Source organism: Bradyrhizobium sp. sGM-13 (assembly GCF_018398875.1).
Taxonomy (GTDB): domain Bacteria; phylum Pseudomonadota; class Alphaproteobacteria; order Rhizobiales; family Xanthobacteraceae; genus Bradyrhizobium.
The window spans coordinates 326,661-343,891 of record NZ_JAGWDK010000006.1; the positions used below are offsets into that span (position 1 = coordinate 326,661).

The 17,231-nt window shown below is 61.9% G+C and carries 16 protein-coding genes; 2 read left to right on the forward strand and 14 right to left on the reverse strand.

The features are described from left to right. The first annotated feature begins 130 nt into the window (after window positions 1-130). A complete protein-coding gene (locus KJQ96_RS12010) occupies window positions 131-1,201 on the forward strand; it encodes a DUF2336 domain-containing protein (protein ID WP_213286803.1) in 1,071 nt (356 codons plus the stop codon). 53 nt (window positions 1,202-1,254) lie between these two features. Here KJQ96_RS12010 and KJQ96_RS12015 read toward each other — a convergent pair whose 3' ends face one another. The 6 genes from KJQ96_RS12015 to KJQ96_RS12040 form a co-directional block, all read right to left on the reverse strand. After that, complete coding sequence (locus KJQ96_RS12015; RefSeq protein ID WP_213286804.1) at window positions 1,255-2,166, reverse strand: heme o synthase; 912 nt, start codon at window positions 2,164-2,166, stop codon at window positions 1,255-1,257. Window positions 2,167-2,238: 72 nt separating this feature from the next. Further along, the gene (locus KJQ96_RS12020) at window positions 2,239-2,640 is read right to left on the reverse strand and encodes a cytochrome C oxidase subunit IV family protein (protein WP_213286805.1); all 402 of its coding nucleotides are present in this window, start codon (window positions 2,638-2,640) and stop codon (window positions 2,239-2,241) included. A 9-nt stretch (window positions 2,641-2,649) separates the two neighbouring features. Beyond that, entirely contained in the window at window positions 2,650-3,372 is a 723-nt protein-coding gene (locus tag KJQ96_RS12025; protein WP_213286806.1) for a heme-copper oxidase subunit III family protein, read from the reverse strand. An 11-nt stretch (window positions 3,373-3,383) separates the two neighbouring features. Then, complete coding sequence (locus KJQ96_RS12030) at window positions 3,384-4,088, reverse strand: cytochrome c oxidase subunit 3 (protein ID WP_213286807.1); 705 nt, start codon at window positions 4,086-4,088, stop codon at window positions 3,384-3,386. Continuing rightward, on the reverse strand, window positions 4,085-5,860 hold the full coding sequence (locus KJQ96_RS12035; RefSeq protein ID WP_213286808.1) for a cbb3-type cytochrome c oxidase subunit I: 1,776 nt from the start codon (window positions 5,858-5,860) through the stop codon (window positions 4,085-4,087). The genes KJQ96_RS12030 and KJQ96_RS12035 overlap by 4 nt, the downstream gene beginning before the upstream one ends. 85 nt (window positions 5,861-5,945) lie before the next feature. Continuing rightward, window positions 5,946-6,779: a cytochrome c oxidase subunit II gene (locus KJQ96_RS12040; RefSeq protein WP_213286809.1), complete on the reverse strand. Its 834-nt coding sequence runs from the start codon at window positions 6,777-6,779 to the stop codon at window positions 5,946-5,948. Window positions 6,780-7,307: 528 nt separating this feature from the next. On the opposite strand from KJQ96_RS12040, the gene KJQ96_RS12045 reads away from it, so the two are divergent. Then, window positions 7,308-8,216, forward strand: coding sequence for a DUF2189 domain-containing protein (locus KJQ96_RS12045; protein ID WP_213286810.1), 909 nt, complete (start codon window positions 7,308-7,310; stop codon window positions 8,214-8,216). 508 nt (window positions 8,217-8,724) lie between these two features. Here KJQ96_RS12045 and trmB read toward each other — a convergent pair. From trmB to miaB, 8 genes are all read right to left on the reverse strand, one after another. Next, window positions 8,725-9,465, reverse strand: coding sequence for a tRNA (guanosine(46)-N7)-methyltransferase TrmB (gene trmB, locus KJQ96_RS12050; protein ID WP_375293162.1), 741 nt, complete (start codon window positions 9,463-9,465; stop codon window positions 8,725-8,727). After that, the gene (locus tag KJQ96_RS12055) at window positions 9,465-10,592 is read right to left on the reverse strand and encodes a M20 family metallopeptidase (RefSeq protein WP_213286812.1); all 1,128 of its coding nucleotides are present in this window, start codon (window positions 10,590-10,592) and stop codon (window positions 9,465-9,467) included. The genes trmB and KJQ96_RS12055 overlap by 1 nt, the downstream gene beginning before the upstream one ends. A 122-nt stretch (window positions 10,593-10,714) precedes the next feature. Beyond that, a complete protein-coding gene (locus KJQ96_RS12060) occupies window positions 10,715-11,131 on the reverse strand; it encodes a helix-turn-helix domain-containing protein (protein WP_028347841.1) in 417 nt (138 codons plus the stop codon). A 260-nt stretch (window positions 11,132-11,391) separates the two neighbouring features. Beyond that, entirely contained in the window at window positions 11,392-13,002 is a 1,611-nt protein-coding gene (gene lnt, locus KJQ96_RS12065; protein WP_213286813.1) for an apolipoprotein N-acyltransferase, read from the reverse strand. After that, window positions 12,999-14,117: a hemolysin family protein gene (locus KJQ96_RS12070; protein ID WP_213286814.1), complete on the reverse strand. Its 1,119-nt coding sequence runs from the start codon at window positions 14,115-14,117 to the stop codon at window positions 12,999-13,001. Before KJQ96_RS12070 ends, lnt begins: the two co-directional genes overlap by 4 nt. Window position 14,118: 1 nt before the next feature. Beyond that, the gene (ybeY, locus tag KJQ96_RS12075) at window positions 14,119-14,643 is read right to left on the reverse strand and encodes an rRNA maturation RNase YbeY (RefSeq protein ID WP_213286815.1); all 525 of its coding nucleotides are present in this window, start codon (window positions 14,641-14,643) and stop codon (window positions 14,119-14,121) included. A 61-nt stretch (window positions 14,644-14,704) separates the two neighbouring features. Next, a complete protein-coding gene (locus KJQ96_RS12080; RefSeq protein WP_213286816.1) occupies window positions 14,705-15,760 on the reverse strand; it encodes a PhoH family protein in 1,056 nt (351 codons plus the stop codon). A 4-nt stretch (window positions 15,761-15,764) separates the two neighbouring features. Further along, window positions 15,765-17,201 carry a tRNA (N6-isopentenyl adenosine(37)-C2)-methylthiotransferase MiaB gene (miaB, locus tag KJQ96_RS12085; RefSeq protein WP_213286817.1) on the reverse strand — a complete coding sequence of 479 codons (1,437 nt, stop codon included), beginning with the start codon at window positions 17,199-17,201 and terminating at the stop codon, window positions 15,765-15,767. Window positions 17,202-17,231: the final 30 nt, after the last annotated feature.

Genomic DNA, 17,231 nt, shown 5'->3' on the forward strand with positions numbered 1-17,231 from the left:
GACAAGGCCCGCAATCCCGTTAAGTCCGATTTTGCCAAGCTTTGAGAGCGGGGTAAAGCCTAACCCTTCATTCATGAACGCTGCCTAGATTTCCCGAAACCAGCCAATTTTGGCCGGTTTAGGTGGGTTTATGATTGTTTCGCCATCGCTGATCCCCGAACTCGACGACATTGTCAGTCGTGGCGACCCCAAGCGCCGCGCCGATGCCGCGCGTCGTATCAGCGAGCTCTTCCTGCAGGGTGCAGCAAGCTTCCGTCCCGATCACGTCGATTTTTTCGACGGCGTCCTGACCAGCCTCGTTCCGCATGCCGAGATCGAGGCGCGCGCCGAACTGGCCGAGCGCCTGTCGACGCTGGCGAATGCGCCGCGTGGCCTGGTCGGCCAACTCGCCCATGAAGATGAAATTGCCATTGCAGGCCCGTTGCTGCGCCACTCGCCGGTCATCGCCGAGAAGATGCTAATCGAAATTGCGTCCATGAAGGGCCAGGGTCATCTGCTGGCGATGGCGGAGCGGCCGACGCTTTCGGCCGAGCTCACCGACGTCATGATCGCCCGCGGCGACCGTGCGGTGGTCAGGCGCGCCGCCGGCAATGCGGGCGCGGCCTTTTCATCGGAAGGCTATTCGACGCTGATCAAGCGCGCCGGCCAGGACGGCGTGCTGACGATAAGGCTCGGCCAGCGCGACGATCTGTCACCTACGCAATTGAAGGAGCTGCTCTCCGGCTCCATCGACGTCATCCGTCGCCGCCTGTTCCAGGTCGTCAAGCCTGAGCGGCAGGCCGATATCAAGCAGGCAATGACGGCTATCACCGGCCCGTCCGAACGCGAGGAGCGACGCGACTTCGTGCCGGCGCAGCGCACGGTGCTGAAGCTCCACCGCGAAGGCGCGCTCGGCGAAGGCGCATTGCTCAACTTTGCCAGGGCCTTCAAATACGAGGAATCGATCGCCGCGCTGTCGGCGATGACCGGCGTCAAGATCGAAACCCTCGACCGCCTGATCAGCGGCGATCGCTACGATCCGATCCTGATCGCCGGCAAAGCCATCGATCTCGAATGGGCGGCGGTGCGCGCGCTGATCATCCTTCGGCTCGGTCCGAACCGGACGGCATCACCTGCCGAGATCGAAAGCGCGCGTGTGAATTACGTGCGCCTGATGCCCATGACCGCCCAGCGCGTCGTCGAGTTCTGGAAGACGCGGTAGCGATCTGCCTCGCTCGTCATTGCGAGGAGCCAACGTCGAAAACTCATCATGCCTTAGTGGGACTGAGCGTAGGGTGTCGCATTCATCAGCAGCACACCAAACAGAAGAACCAGATAGAGTATGGAAAACGCAAACAGACGACGAGCAGGCCGCCGTTGCTTATCGTCGCTCCGATGTACTTGCCATGAAAGAAAAACCATGATCGCCCCAAGGACCGCCGCAGCCGCGCCATAGATCGCTCCGGCGAACCCCAGCGCCCAAGGTAGCAGTGAGATCAGAACGAGAAAAACGCTGTAGAGAAGAATCTGGCGTTTTGTTTCGACCCCGCCGGCTACGACCGGCAGCATCGGCACGCCGGCCCTGGTATATTCTCCGGCAAGATTGAGCGACAGTGCCCAGAAGTGGGGTGGCGTCCAAAGGAAGATGATCAGGAACAGGATGAGCGGCTCGATCCCGCCATTTCCGGTGGCAGCAACCCAGCCGATCACCGGAGGGAGTGCGCCGGCAGCACCGCCAATGACAATGTTCTGCGGTGTTCGGCGCTTGAGCCACATTGTGTAGACGACGACATAAAAGAAAATTGTGAAAGCAAGCAGCGCAGCCGCGGCCAGGTTCAGCAAAGTGCCGAGAGCCAGAACGGCACACACGCCGAGCGTCAGTCCGAAAACCAATGCTTCCGAGCGAGATACGCGGCCGCCAGGAATGGGACGCATGGCGGTACGCGCCATCACCGCATCGATGTCGGCGTCGTACCACATATTGAGAGCACCTGCGGCGCCAGCTCCGGCAGCTATGCAAAGAATGGCAGCCATACCGGCGAATGGATCGATGTCGCCGGGCGCGACCATGAGACCGACGAGTGCCGTAAACACGACGAGCGACATGACGCGCGGCTTTGTCAGCGCGACATAATCCCCGACCGTGGCATACCTCCCGCGAAGGAGAATTGAACGATTGATTTGCATGAGACTGATGCCCCCCCTGTTGCAAGCGAGCTGGCGACGTGTTGAAGCACCTCCGATACGAAGCAAAGCTGATTACGTCGGGGAGGCGAAGAACAGGACCCGGATCAGGTGCGTGTAGTCGGATTCGAACACCATGATGGCCACGAACACCAGCACCAACACCGGCGGCAGCAGGATGGCGTAGACCAGGGCCAGCCGCTCCCAGGCCATATGCATGAAGACGGCGACGATCAGGCCCGCCTTCAACATCATGAACAACAGGATCAGGGACCATCTGAGATAGCCGTGTAAGCCGAAGTAGTCGACGAGATACGAGCAGGCGCTGAGGACGAACAACCAGCCCCAGACCACGAGATAGAGCTTGATCGGATGCTGCTGCCCCTTTTCGTGCGCGGCTGGAGCTGCGATTGCATCATGCGCATGGGTTTGCAGCGAAGGTTGTTGTGCTTCCAGATGTACTGCCACGTTTGTCATGCGCCGACCTCACCAAAGATAAAAGAAGGCAAAGATGAACACCCACACGAGGTCGACAAAGTGCCAGTAGAGGCCCATGATTTCGACGATCTCGTAGTGTCCCTTTCTGCTCGTGAAGAAGCCGCGCCTTGCGACGTCGAAGTCTCCCCGCCAGACCTTTCGCGCGATGGCGATCAGGAAAATCACGCCGAACGTCACGTGAGTGCCGTGGAATCCGGTGATCATGAAAAAGCTTGCACCAAACTGCGGTGCACCCCAGGGATTTTCCCAGGGCCGCACGCCTTCCATGATCAGCTTGGTCCATTCGAAGGCCTGCATTCCGACGAACGTTGCGCCAAGTGCCGCTGTGACCAGCATCAAGACTGCGGTTTTGACGCGATCGCGTCGGTAGCCGAAATTGACGGCCATCGCCATCGTCCCGCTGCTGCTTATCAGGACGAAGGTCATGATGGCGATCAGGATGAGGGGGATGTGATGTCCGCCAATCGTGAGGGCGAACACCTCGCTCGGATTCGGCCACGGCACGGTCGTGGACATTCGCGCCGTCATGTACGACAGCAGGAAGCAGCTAAAGATGAAGGTGTCGCTCAGGAGGAAGATCCACATCATGGCCTTCCCCCAAGAGACATTCTTGAAGGCGCGCTGATCCGACGACCAGTCGGCGGCGATACCCTTCCAGCCGGCAGTCTGCGCAGGCGATTTTCCAGGGTTTGTCAGCACCGTCTCTGCCATCTGGTCTCTCCCTAGCTGAGCAGCCGGCGACAGATGTCGACGAAATCGTCGGTCCAGCCCGTCAACAGACCAAGCAAGACCAGCCAGACCAACAGCAGGAAATGCCAGTAGATCGTGCAGAGCTCCACACTCAGGCGCACCTGGGGCATCTCAGCGCCGCGCCACACCTTGGCAGTGGTTCTGCCGAGCGCCACCAGACCGCCCATCAGGTGCAACCCGTGCGCCGCTGTAATCATGTAGAAGAAGGAATTGGCTGGATTGGACGCGATGAAATAGCCCGCGGCCCTTAGCTGTTGCCACGCCAGCAGTTGCCCAACCAGGAATGTTACGGCAGACGCTCCCCCAGCGCACAGGCCGACGATTACACCGTCCATGTTGTTTCTGTGCGCGGCCACGTATGCCCATTGCAGCGCGACACTGCTTACGACCAGGACGCCAGTGTTGAACCACAGCAGCCCCGGCACGGGCAGCGCCCGCCAGTCCACCATGTTCATGCGCATGGAATAAGCGCTCATGAAGAGCGCGAATAACGAACTGGCGACCGCGAGAAACACTCCCAGTCCGATCTTCGCCGCCGGCAGGGTCATTGCTCCCGTGCCCGGGAAGTGATCGATCGAACCTTCTTCCAGCCAGGGTTTGGCTGTCAGCCGTTGCTGCGACAGCCACCATCCGATGATCACCGCTATCACAGCCATGAACAGGATGATGGCGCTCACGTCGCGGCTCCCTGGACGGCCCGTGTCGCCGGCGGCTGGTTCTGCGGAATGAAATCTTCCTTGGCACCTGGCACGCTGTAATCATACGCCCAGCGATAGACCACCGGGAGCTCCTTGCCCCAGTTGCCGTGTCCGGGCGGAGTCTCCGGCGTCTGCCACTCCAGTGTTGTCGCCCGCCATGGATTGCCTCCGGACGGACGGCCCTTGAAATAGCTCCAGACAAGATTGAACAGGAACACCATCTGGGCGAAGCCCACGATCAAAGCCACAACGGTGATAAAAGCGTTGAGCGCATGGACCGACGGCGTGATGAACGTCGCTTCGCCAAGGTCGTGATAACGGCGCGGGACTCCCTGCAGCCCAAGATAATGCATCGGGAAGAAGATCAGATAGGCACCGAGGAACGTGACCCAGAAATGAAACTTGCCCATCCAATCGTCCATCATCCGTCCCGTTACCTTGGGGTACCAATGATAGATCGCGCCCAGCACAACCATGATCGGCGCCACGCCCATCACCATGTGGAAATGCGCGACAACGAACATGGTATCCGAAAGCGGGACATCGACGACGACGTTACCGAGGAAGAGGCCGGTGAGCCCGCCGTTAACGAACGTGATGATGAAGCCGAGGGCAAACAGCATCGGGACTGTGAGATGAATGTCACCGCGCCACAGGGTCAGCACCCAGTTATAGACCTTGATGGCGGTGGGGATGGCGATGATGAGCGTCGTCGTGGCGAAGAAGAACCCGAAAGTCGGGTGCATGCCGCTCACATACATGTGGTGCGCCCATACGATGAAGCTGAGCGCGCCGATCGCCACGATCGCCCAAACCATCATGCGATAGCCGAAGATGTTTTTTCGCGCATGCGTGCTGATCAGATCGGACACGATGCCGAAGGCCGGAAGTGCGACGATGTAGACCTCCGGGTGACCGAAGAACCAGAACAGGTGCTGGAACAGGATCGGGCTGCCGCCGCCATACTTCAACTGCTGACCCATCTCGACGAGGGCCGGCATGAAGAAACTGGTTCCCAGCAAGCGGTCGAACAGCATCATGACAGAGGCGACGAATAGCGCCGGGAAGGCCAGCAGCGCCATGACGGTTGCCGTGAAGATGCCCCACACCGTCAGGGGCATGCGCATCAACGTCATGCCGCGCGTGCGCGCCTGCAGCACGGTTACCACGTAGTTCAGCCCGCCCATGGTGAAGCCGATGATGAACAGGATCAGGGAGGTCAACATGAGAATGATGCCCCAATCCTGTCCTGGAGTGCCGGAGAGAATCGCCTGCGGCGGGTAGAGCGTCCAGCCTGCACCGGTCGGGCCGCCGGGCACGAAAAACGTCGAGGCCAGCACTAGGACCGCAAGCAGGTAGACCCAGTAGCTCAACATGTTCACATAGGGGAAGACCATGTCCCGGGCGCCGACCATCAGCGGGATCAGGTAGTTGCCGAAGCCTCCAAGGAACAACGCCGTGAGCAGGTAGATCACCATGATCATGCCGTGCATGGTGATGAACTGGAGGTATTGGTTCGCATCAATGAAGGAGAATGTGCCAGGAAATCCCAATTGCAGCCGCATCAGCCACGACAGCACCAAAGCCACTAGCCCGATTGCCGTCGCCGTCAGCGAGTACTGGATGGCGATGACTTTGGCGTCCTGCGAAAAGACGTACTGCGTCCACCAGCTTTTGGGATGATAGAGCTCAACCTCCGGCACTTCGGCAGGCGGAACGTCTGCGATTCTGTCATACGGGACATCGACCATCGACTTACCTCCCGGTCGCTTCTTCCATCAGGGCGCGATCGGAGAGTCTTGCGCGCCCAATATATCTTCTTCGAAGCAGCGTTTCTTATTTGCCGCCGGATTCGTACGTTGCCCTTTTAACGGCGCTTCGGCCTGACAATTCCGCAAACGTCTTCTGCTTCTCCAGCCAGGCCCGATAGTCGCTCTCTTCGTCGACGATGACTTTGGCGCGCATCTGCGCGTGCGCAGCGCCGCATAATTCGGCGCAGAGAACATCAAACGTTCCGGTTCGGATCGGGGTCATCCAGAAATAGGTGACCATGCCCGGGACCATGTCCATCTTGGCGCGGAACTCGGGCACATAGAAATCGTGCAGCACATCAAGGGAGCGAAGCAAAACCTTGACCGGCTTCCCGACGGGCAGGTGCAAGTCGTCACTTGCGATGACAACGTCGTCCTGCCCATGCTTATCGTCGGGGTTCAAGCCCATCGGGTTGTCGGAGCTGACGTAGCGAACATCGGTTGTACCCATCCGGCCGTCCTTGCCGGGGAGGCGGAAGCTCCAGTTCCATTGCTGGCCCATGACTTCGATTTCGGTAGCGTCTGCAGGAACCGTAACGAACTGGTGCCAGACCACCAGGCCGGGCGCCAACATGGCTCCAACGCCGATGGCGGTCCCTACTGTGAGCCACCACTCGAGCCTTTTGTTTTCGGGATTGTAGGCTGCCTGCCTTCCCTCCTTGTGATGGAAGCGGAAGACGCAATAGGCCATGAAAGCGATGACCGCGAAGAAGACCGCCCCGGTGATCCAGAAGGTTATGTTGATCGTGTCGTCAATGTAGCGCCAGTTGGTGGCGATCGGCGTCCACCACCACGGGCTGTAGATGTGAAACAGCACCGAGCCGACGGCGACCATAAGCAGTACGATAGCGACAGCCATCCCTCATTCCTCCTTGCCATCAAAGGCAACGGAGACGAATCAAAGGGCGGAGCCCGCATCTCTCTCGATGGCTGACTTCACATGCGCCATCGCAGTGCGTCTTGCCTCGCCCACTTTGACCGGTCGCGACATCCAAACGTGGCACCGAGCACACGTTACGACCGGTTCCATTCAGATCTGGGGCGTCAGAAATGAGGATGGTACGCGTCGGGGCTGTCGTCAATAGGTCACTTGAGCGTCGGACGCTGCGCGGATGCCGCGAGCTGCCCAGCGTCGGCTGCAATCGTTGATGATGACGCAGCGCGAAATGCCCGCGAACGTGCACAGTTCACCGAACCGTGAGCGCTGTCTGGGTACCATAGCGCTAAGCTTGTTGGGCAGGTCGCGACAAGTTTCGTCCGGCTAAGCTCCTTCGTTGGACCAGGGTTTGCCGTACTCGGCTCGGTCGCGTTCCCGCAGAGGGTGACACGCGTGCCTGGAAAGCGCGTCGTTTCGCCGCCGCGACTTTCAGCACGGGAGGGTGCGTCCATGGCCACTGTGTATTCCGACAATATCTCAAGAGTTGCACGGCACGTATTCGGCGACGCCGCCACATATCCCGTTCGTAAAATCAAACTATCCGACCTGCGCGAGGCGCTGCGCCTGGGCTGGGAAGACTTCAGCGCAATGCCAAGTCACGCGGTTGTCCTGTGCGTGATTTATCCCGTTCTCGGTATTTTCCTGTTCAGGCTGGTCCTTGGCTATTCGGTATTGCCGCTGCTATTTCCGCTGGCAGCCGGGTTTGCCTTGATTGGACCCTTTGCCGCGATTGGTCTCTACGAGCTCAGCCGCCGCCGCGAGCGCGGCGAGGAAGTCGGCGCATGGGATGCATTTTCCGTGCTGCGCGCTCCGGCTTTCGGTGCCATGATCGAACTCGGCGTGCTCCTGCTCGTTCTGTTCGGGGCCTGGATCGGCGCAGCGAACGCAATCTACGTTGAGATCTTCGGCCACGCTCCGGCCGCGAGCATCCCTGACTTTGCAACGCGCGTGCTGACGACGCCGGACGGATGGTCGCTCATCATCATTGGTTGCGGCGTCGGTTTTCTGTTCGCGGTCGTGGCGCTGTGCGTTAGCGTTGTGTCGTTTCCGTTGATGCTCGACCGCCATGCGACTGCGATTGACGCGATCCGGACCTCGCTGCGGGTCGTGATGAAGAATCCGGTTGAAATGGCCGGATGGGGACTGATTGTTGCGGCGCTGCTGGTGCTTGGTTCGTTGCCGGTCTTCGTCGGTCTCGCGGTCGTTCTGCCGGTGCTTGGTCATGCCACCTGGCATCTGTACCGAAAAGTGGTGGAGCCGGATTCCAATCCGCCACAGCAACAGCCTCGCCTGCGGAAAGGGCACCGCTACGCGGCGGATTTCCCGGCCAATCTCTTCCCGTGGAGCCGCGAGCGCTAGCGCGTAACGGTGGAATAGAACGGCATATCGCGCCGTTGAGCGGCCTTCGCCCGTCGGGGGCCGCGCAGCGCCGCGGCTAACCCGGGGTGACCGCGATCGCGTTCATCCCGGGGTGACGGACCATAAGCTTGCTTCATCAGGCTCTAGAAATTGGCCCCCGATACCAACAGGACTCCACCGAGGACCATAAGGAGAAGGCCCGGCCAATTCTCGCCAAGCCCCAAGAATCGCACGCTGCGCTGTGGCGGCTCCAACGTCTGGCGGGCCGGTCTGGCGGAATCCCGGCCGCTAAGCGGTCCCCGCCAAATAGTGGTGCGCGCCATATACAGGAGTCCGCCGATAACGAGGAGCGCGCCAAGTCCCATCAGGACCATTACCGCCTCTCAATTCGTCGCCCCGCAAGGGTTGGACTCAAGCATCCAGGCTCAAAAAGGTTCCGGCCAAGCGCTGTGGTTTAGCGGGCCGGCCGCTCCGTACCACGTAATCCAGGTCTATGGGCACACGCCCGCTAGCCGACACGCCGAAACCGCAGATACGCCGCCACTCTTCCCTCGCGTTCGGCTTTGCGGCCGTAGCGCGTCATGGTGTAGCCGTCCCAGGGTTTTTGCCAGTCGGCGGCACGCTCGGCGGTCCAGACAAAATCCGGCGAGCGCATCAGATGCGCCAGCGTCCAGGCGCAGTAATCGTCGATGTCGCTGACGAAGCGGAATTCACCGCCGTCCTTGAGAATGCGCGCCATCGCCTTCACCGTTGCGTCCTGCACGAAGCGCCGCTTCCAGTGCCGCCGCTTCGGCCAGGGATCGGGATGGATCAGGTCGATCCGCGTCAGCGAGCGCGGCGGCAGCCAGGCCAGCAATTCCGCGGCGTCGCCGGCATAGAGCCTGATATTGCCGATGTTGTGTGCTTCGATCTGCGTCAGGATCTTGGCCATGCCGTTTACATACGGCTCGCAGCCGATGAATCCGATGTTCTGATAGGCCTGCGCTTCCGCGATCAGATGTTCGCCGCCGCCGAACCCGATCTCGAGCCTGACATCCGTAGCTCGGCCATCGAACAGATCGGCAAGCCGCTCTGGCGCAGGCGTCGCAATGTCGAGCGCGAGATGCGGCAGCAGTTTGTCGATCAGGTCGGCCTGATGGATGCGGAGCTTGTGGCCCTTGCGGCGGCCGAAGAACGAACCGTGCGCATGCGTAGCCGCGCCGTCATCCGGCGGTGCGTCGCGGTCGCCGGTGTCGCGCGGGGCGGTCATCATCGCAGCGTCTGATAGAGACGGTACAACAGCCGCGCCCTCGGCTCGATCGAGGAGACGTACATCTGCTCGTAATGGGTATGCGCGCCCCGGCCGTCGACGCCAAGGCCGTCGAGGGTTGCGGTATGCGGCGCTGTGAAATTGCCGTCGGAGCCGCCGCCGGTCGAGGTGTCGACCAGATCGAAGCCGATCTCCGCCGCAATCGCCCTGGCATGCTCGTAAAGCGCCGCGCCGGCATTGCTCTTTTCGTAAGGCGGACGGTTCAGCTCGCCGATCACCTTGACGGTGACGCCTGCGCTGCGCGATTTCAGATTGAGGATCTTCGCAACGAGTTCGTCGGAATCGGCCATCGTCGGCACGCGCAAATCGACCTCGGCATAGGCCTCTTCCGCGACTACGTTCGGCTTGGTGCCGCCGCGGACAACTCCGACATTGACGGTGATACCGCGTGCAAGATCGTTCATCGCCTCCAGCGTTTGAATGACATTGCCGAGTTCGCGGATGGCGCTGCGGCCATCTTCCGGCCGGGTGCCGGCATGCGAGGGCACGCCCTTGATGAAGACATCGAAGCGACCGACGCCCTTGCGTCCGGTGACGATCTTGCCGCCGTCGCGTGCCGGTTCGGTGACCAGCACATATTTGGCCTTGCGGCCCTCGGCCTCGATCAGCGCGCGCGAGGTCGGGCTGCCGATCTCTTCATCGGAGACATAGAGCTGCGTGATGCCGAGCGGCGGCCGCGCACTGTCGGTGCAGACTTGCCGAAACGCATGATAGGCGAGATAGGCGCCGCCCTTCATGTCGTAGATGCCCGGGCCGAATGCGCTGTCACCCTCGATCCGGAATGGCAGCCGCTCGATGAAGCCAAGTGGATGCACCGTATCGAGATGGCTCAGTACCAGGATGCCCGGTTCGTCTCGTCCCCATAACGAGCGCGCCGCCAGGTGATCGCCGCAGCCGGAGTGGCCGGCGATCCGCTCCACCATCGCGGGCAGGCCGCGATAGCCTTCAGCGACGAGGTCGGCGAGCTTGTTGACCTGCTCAGGCGCTTCGGTCGGGCTCTCGATTTCGACCCAGCGGCGAATGCCCTCGAGGATCGGCGCGGAATCGAAGGGATTTTTTATCGTCATGTCGTATCCGATACGGTGTCATGTCCCGATGCGCAATTGCACATCGTGGACCCGCGCCGATGCGGGCGCGAAATGACGGCATATTCCGGAATACGAAATTCTCAATCGGTGCGGGACAAAAATCAACGCGGGTCCGGGCCGTCGCGCGACGCGATCTGCTCGACCAATTCGACGATGGAGCGGCGCATTTTGGAATCGGTGATGCGGGTGAACGCGCGTGTCAGCGCCAGCCCCTCCGATGTCGCGAGGAAATCGGACACGTAGGCCGGAGAGGCACCGTCGCCAAATCCGTCCGGATTCGCTATGCCGCTCGGCCCGCCATCGAACAGAAACGACACCGGCACCTGCAAAATCTCCGAGATTTGCTGCAGGCGGCTGGCGCCGACCCGGTTGGTGCCCTTTTCGTATTTCTGAACCTGCTGGAATGTGAGGCCGAGCGCTTCGCCCAGCTTTTCCTGACTCATGCCCAGCATGATGCGGCGCATCCGGACGCGGCTGCCGACATATTTGTCGACCGGATTGGGCGCTTTGGTGGACATCTGCATCACTCCTAGGATTGCGCGCCGGGCATGAGGCAGTGGAAATTCGCAGTGGAAATTCTATGCCTCAGGCGCGCCGGTACCGTCATATCCTGCTCGGAGGATCGGGTAGAATTGCGGACGATCTGAGCAACGGAAGTGACTGGTTGTCGTTTTTGGCTTGCAAGCGCAGAAAGCGAATCACAGGCTGTCTGTCAACTGGTGGAACCGCGCACGCAGCTTTTTTAGTAAACCCGTGACAACTCGGTCATGTGTAAATCTCAGGCAGCGTGCTTCGCAACGCGGCGTCTGACGACGACCAACAAGGCTGCGGCCACAATCACAGCCGCGGGGATATCTCCAAGGCGAGCATAAACGGTCGGCGACAGCGCGAACGGCAGGCTGGCATCCAGCACGCCTTCGATGCCGAGGTCGAGCTGTGCCACAATTCGCCCCGAGGGATCGATCACCGCCGAGATGCCGGTGTTGGCGGCGCGCACCATCGGCAGACCTTCCTCGATCGCACGCAGCCGCGCCTGCTGCAGGTGCTGGTAGGGGCCCGTTGAATTTCCGAACCAGCCGTCATTGGTCAGGTTGACGATCCAGCCGGGGCGGTCGTCACGCGCTGCAACATTTCCGGGAAAAATCGCCTCATAACAAATCAACGGTAGCGCGCGCGGCGCATTCGGTATCTCCATCGCGCGGCGCCGCGTGCCCGGAATGAAGCCGCCGTGGACTTTTGTAAGCTGCACGAATCCGAGCTTCTCCATCCATTCTTGAAACGGCAGATACTCGCCGAACGGCACCAGATGCAGCTTGTCGTAGACCGACAGCACGCCGCCGTCATGGTCGATCACATAGATCGAATTGTAGGCGCGCGAGACACGCACGCCGGGCGGGGTGTCCGGAGCGCGCACCGAGCCGGTCATCAGCACCGTGCCCTTGGGCAGGAGCTCGGCGATCTGTGCCATCGCGTCGGCTTCGCGCGTCAGGAAAAACGGGAAAGCCGATTCCGGCCAAATCAGGATCTGCACGTCGCGCACGCCGGTGGACTGTGGGCCTGAAGCGCGGTCGGACAAAGCAAGGTATTTCTGCATCACCTCCGCTTTGGCGCCATAGTTGAATTTGACGTCCTGCTGCAGGTTCGGCTGCATGATACGGAGCTTGACCTTGGTCAGGGCCGTCGGCTGCAGCGACAGCCGCGCAGCGCCGTAAATTCCCATCGCCACGAGCAGCAAGAGCGCCGCCACCGGCGCGATCCAGGGCTTGCGGCCGCGCGATGAACCGTCGATCAGCGCCGCCGGGCTGGCAAAGATCGCAACGCTGAGGAAGGTCATGCCCCACAGCCCGATCAGCGACGCCGCCTGCGCCAGCGCCAAGGGCTCCGACAGCGCATAGCCGAAGGCATTCCAGGGAAATCCCGATAGCAGATAGCCGCGCAGCCATTCGCTGACGGTGAGCCCGATCGCGAGCGCCAGAACCCGCGACGCGTCCCGCGTCCAGATCAGCCGCGCCAGCGCGAAGCCGAGCGCCGGAAACAAGGCGAGATAGGCCGGCAGGCCGAGCACTGCGAACGGCATCATCCAGGCAAAGGTCGGGGCGTCGACCAGGAAGGCGTTGCCGATCCAGTAGAGCCCGGGCACGAAATAGCCGAGCCCGAACCAGAAGCCCGCCATCGCCGCCGCTGGCACCCCGCGCCATTTTCCCGCCGCCGCGCCGTCGATCAGCCAGACCACGACCGGAAACGTCACAAACAGCACCGGCCAGGCGTTGAACGGCGCCATCGAAAGAGCCGACATGGCGCCGGCGACGAGCGCGAGCGCCGCGCGCTTCCAGCCCCAGGCCAGGATGATCGAAAGTCCCGCGGCGCGGAATTTGCTGGTTGAGATCACTGCGAGCCGGCTCCATCGCCGGAAGGCGGCGGCGTATTGTCATTGGTCGGCGGCGCGCTGGTGTCGGGCGCGGCCTCGCGGCGGCTTCGCTCGCGCGTCGCGCGCGGCGCGGGGCGCTCTTTCCGGATCCCGATCCGCAGCCGTTTGACCCGCCGCGGATCGGCATCGAGCACCTCGATCTCGAAATTGCCCGGGCCCGCAATCACCTCGCCCCGCACCGGCAGGCGGCCGACCTGCGCCACGAGATAGCCGCCAAGCGTCTCGACTTCCTCGCCGGCCTCGCCGGTGACGAATTCCTCGCCGATCATCTTGCGCGCATCCTCGAGGCTGGCGCGGGCATCGGCGATGAAGGCGTTATCTCCTTGGCGGACGATCGATGGCGGCTCATCGCTGTCGTGCTCGTCGTCGATCTCGCCGACGATCTGCTCGACGATGTCCTCGATCGAGACCAGCCCGTCGGTGCCGCCATATTCGTCCACCACCAGCGCCAGGTGGATGCGCGAGGCCTGCATCTGCGCCAGCAAATCGATCGCCCGCATCGACGGCGGCACGTACAGGAGCTTGCGGATGATGTTGGCCTCGGCCAGAGGCATTGCGAGGTCGACCGCGCGCAGGTCGAGCCCCGCCGGGAACGGCTTCTTGCGCTTGGGCTTGGTGGTGTCGCCGACGCGCGCCTTCGCGGTCATGAACGCCAGCAGGTCACGGATGTGAACGATGCCTTCGGGGTCATCGAGGGTTTCGTTGTAGACCACGAGCCGCGAATGCGCCGCGCTCTCGAACAGGCTCATTAATTCGCCGAGCGGAATATCTCGCTTGACGGCGACGATGTCGGCGCGATGCACCATCACGTCGGCGATGCGCCGCTCGTTGAGACCGAGGATGTTGCGCAGCATGGTGCGCTCGATGGCGGAGAAGCCGGCATCGTCAGGAGTGGACGTATCGAGCACCACCTGAAGATCGGCGCGCACCGATCCCCCCCTCCAGCCGAACAGCGTGCGGATCGCCCGTATCAGCCAGCTTTCGGCGGTCGGACGCAGAACCTCGCCTTCCTGCACCACCACCGGCAGGTTGCGCATGTTGCGCGGGTTGTCCTGTATCGGGTCGGAGTCCGGCATTTCAGTCCATCCGCTCCCGATCCGCATACGGATCGGGAATGCCGAGCTGCGCGAGTATCTCCCGTTCGAGATCCTCCATGGCCTCGGCATCGTCGTCCTTCTCGTGGTCGTACCCGATCAAATGCAGGAACCCATGAACCGCAAGATGGCTGAGGTGATGATCGAACGGCTTTTCTTCGTCATCGGCCTCCTTCCGGGTGGTCTCATAGGCGATGGCGATATCGCCGAGCATACGCGGCGCGTCGGCAGGCGCCCCCGCGGTCGGCTGCAGCGCCGGAAACGACAGCACGTTGGTGGGTTTGTCGATGCCGCGCCAGTTGCTGTTCAGCGTGCGGATTCCGGCATCGTCGGTCAGCATGACCGCAAGTTCCGTATCGCCGACGTCGGCATCGGCGATTTCGGCCGCCGCATTGATGGCGCGATGGATCACCGCCTCGGCCTCCGGCTCGGTCTGCCAGCCATCGGCGACGACGAGTACTTCGGTGAGAGGAAGGACGGACGACACGAGCGTTCCAGCGGTTTGCATTGCAATGTTGCGGTTGCGCCCCGGCCTGCCGGCGGCAGGTCCGGGCGCGAAGAGTTTGCGGTCAAGATTTTCCGGTTGCCGGTTTCTGCGGCAATCCCTCATAGGCGGCGACGATCCGCGCCACCAGTTCATGGCGGATGACGTCTTCCGCGGTGAATTTCACCTGCGCAATGCCGTCGACGTTGTCGAGCAGCTTGCAGGCTTCGGCAAGCCCCGAAGCCTGTCCGTTCGGCAGGTCGACCTGCGATGGATCGCCGGTGACGATCATGCGGCTGTTCTCGCCGAGCCGGGTCAAGAACATCTTCATCTGCATCGATGTGGTGTTCTGCGCTTCGTCGAGGATGATCACGGCATTGGTCAGGGTGCGGCCGCGCATGAAGGCCAGCGGCGCGATCTCGATTTCTCCGCCCTGCAATGCACGTTCCACCACTCGCGCGTCCATCAGGTCGTACAGCGCGTCATAGATCGGCCTCAAGTAAGGATCGACTTTTTCGCGCAAGTCGCCCGGCAGGAAGCCGAGTCGCTCGCCGGCCTCGACCGCAGGCCGCGACAGGATGATGCGATCGACTTCCTTGCGTTCGAACAATTGCGCGGCATGCGCCACCGCAAGCCAGGTCTTGCCGGTGCCGGCCGGGCCGATGCCGAACACCAGCTCGTGGCGTTTCAGTGCGCGGATGTAGGAATCCTGCGCCGCGGTGCGGGCGCGCACCGGACGCTTGCGCAGGTTGATGGTCTCGAACGAGGGCTTTGCGGTCTTGGCGTCGAACTCGAACAGCGATCCCTGCGCGAGGACGGCGCGGATCGCGCCTTCGACTTCGCCCTGCGAGAGGTCGTGGCCTTGCACGGCCTGTGAATAGAGCGTCTCCAGCACGCGCCGTGCGGCATCGCAGCCGTCACGCGAGCCGGCGATGGTGATGTGGTTGCCGCGGGAATCGACCACAACGTTGAGCCGCCGTTCGACCAGCGCCAGGTTCTGGCCGTAAGGGCCGACGAGGGCGGAAGCGGCGCGGTTGTCGTCGAAATCAATGACGACCTGGGTCTCGGGCGGAATTTGCATGTCGCGATCAAATTTGCGGCTGGGAGCGAGCGAAGATGAATCCGATGCGCTTTTTGGCAAGGGTTCAGGCTCCCATGATCTTTTGAGAAGAATTGGTCAATTGAGAAGAATCGGTCACGTGTGAAACAGGTGATGGGATAGCGCGCGCAGAGGTATCAGCGAGTTCGCCGAGCAGGCTGTAACGCTCCAGGCTCTCGATCCTGACCGGCAGCACCTGTCCGATGATGTCGGGCGAGGCAAACACATGCGCGGGCTGAAGATAGGCGGTGCGGCCGACGATCTGGCCGAGATTGCGGGCTGTGCGTTCGAACAGCACATCGACGGTGTTGCCAATCATGGCCCTGTTGAAGGCCGATTGCTGACTGTCGATCAATTCCTGGAGCCGCACCAATCGCTCGTCCATTTCAGCCGCTGACACCGTCTCCCGCATGTCCGCCGCCGGCGTGCCGGGCCGCGGCGAATATTTGAACGAATAAGCCGCAGCGTATCCGATTTGCGTGACAAGCGCGAGGGTCGCGGCAAATTCTCCCTCGGTTTCGCCCGGAAAACCGACGATAAAATCCGATGAAAATGCAATATCTTGGCGCGCCGAGCGAAAACGGTCGATGACGCGGCGGTAGTCATCGGCGGTATGCCTGCGGTTCATGGAAGCAAGAACGCGGTCGGAGCCGGACTGCACCGGAAGGTGGACGAACGGCATCAGGCCTGCGAGATCGCGATGCGCGGCAATGAGCGAATCGTCGACGTCGCGGGGGTGGCTGGTCGAATAGCGCAGCCTCACGATGCCCTCGATTTCCGCCAGGCGATGCAACAGTCTGCCGAGCGGCCAGGTCCGGCCATCGGGGCCGTCGCCATGATAGGCGTTGACGTTCTGCCCGATCAGGGTGATCTCGCGCACGCCATTATCGGCCAGGCGCTTCACGTCGTCGACGATCTTTGCGACCGGGCGCGAGACTTCCGCGCCGCGCGTATAGGGCACCACGCAGAAGGTGCAGAACTTGTCGCAACCTTCCTGCACGGTGACGAAAGCGGAGATGCCACGCGCGCGGATCGCATCCGGCTTGGGGGCGGGGAGAAAGCCGAATTTGTCCTCGACCGGAAATTCGGTTTCCAGCGCGCGACCTTCGCTCTTCGCGCGCGCCAATAGCTGCGGCAAGTGGTGATAGCTTTGCGGCCCGACCACGACGTCAACCGTCGGCGCGCGGCGGATGATCTCTTCGCCCTCGGCTTGCGCGACACAGCCGGCAACCGCAATGCGCATCTCGCGCCCGCTGCGTGCCGCCTCGTCCTTGGCGATGCGCAGCCGGCCGAGTTCGGAGTAGACCTTTTCGGACGCCTTTTCCCTGATGTGGCAGGTGTTAAGGATCACCAGATCCGCATCGTCAGCGCTTTCAGTCTCGACAAAGCCCTCGCCCGCCAGCGTATCCACCATGCGTTGCGCATCGTAGACGTTCATCTGGCAGCCATAGGACTTGATATGCAGCTTGCGCGGCGGCTTCATGGAACCTTGGGTATCGGGCTTGAGTGGCGC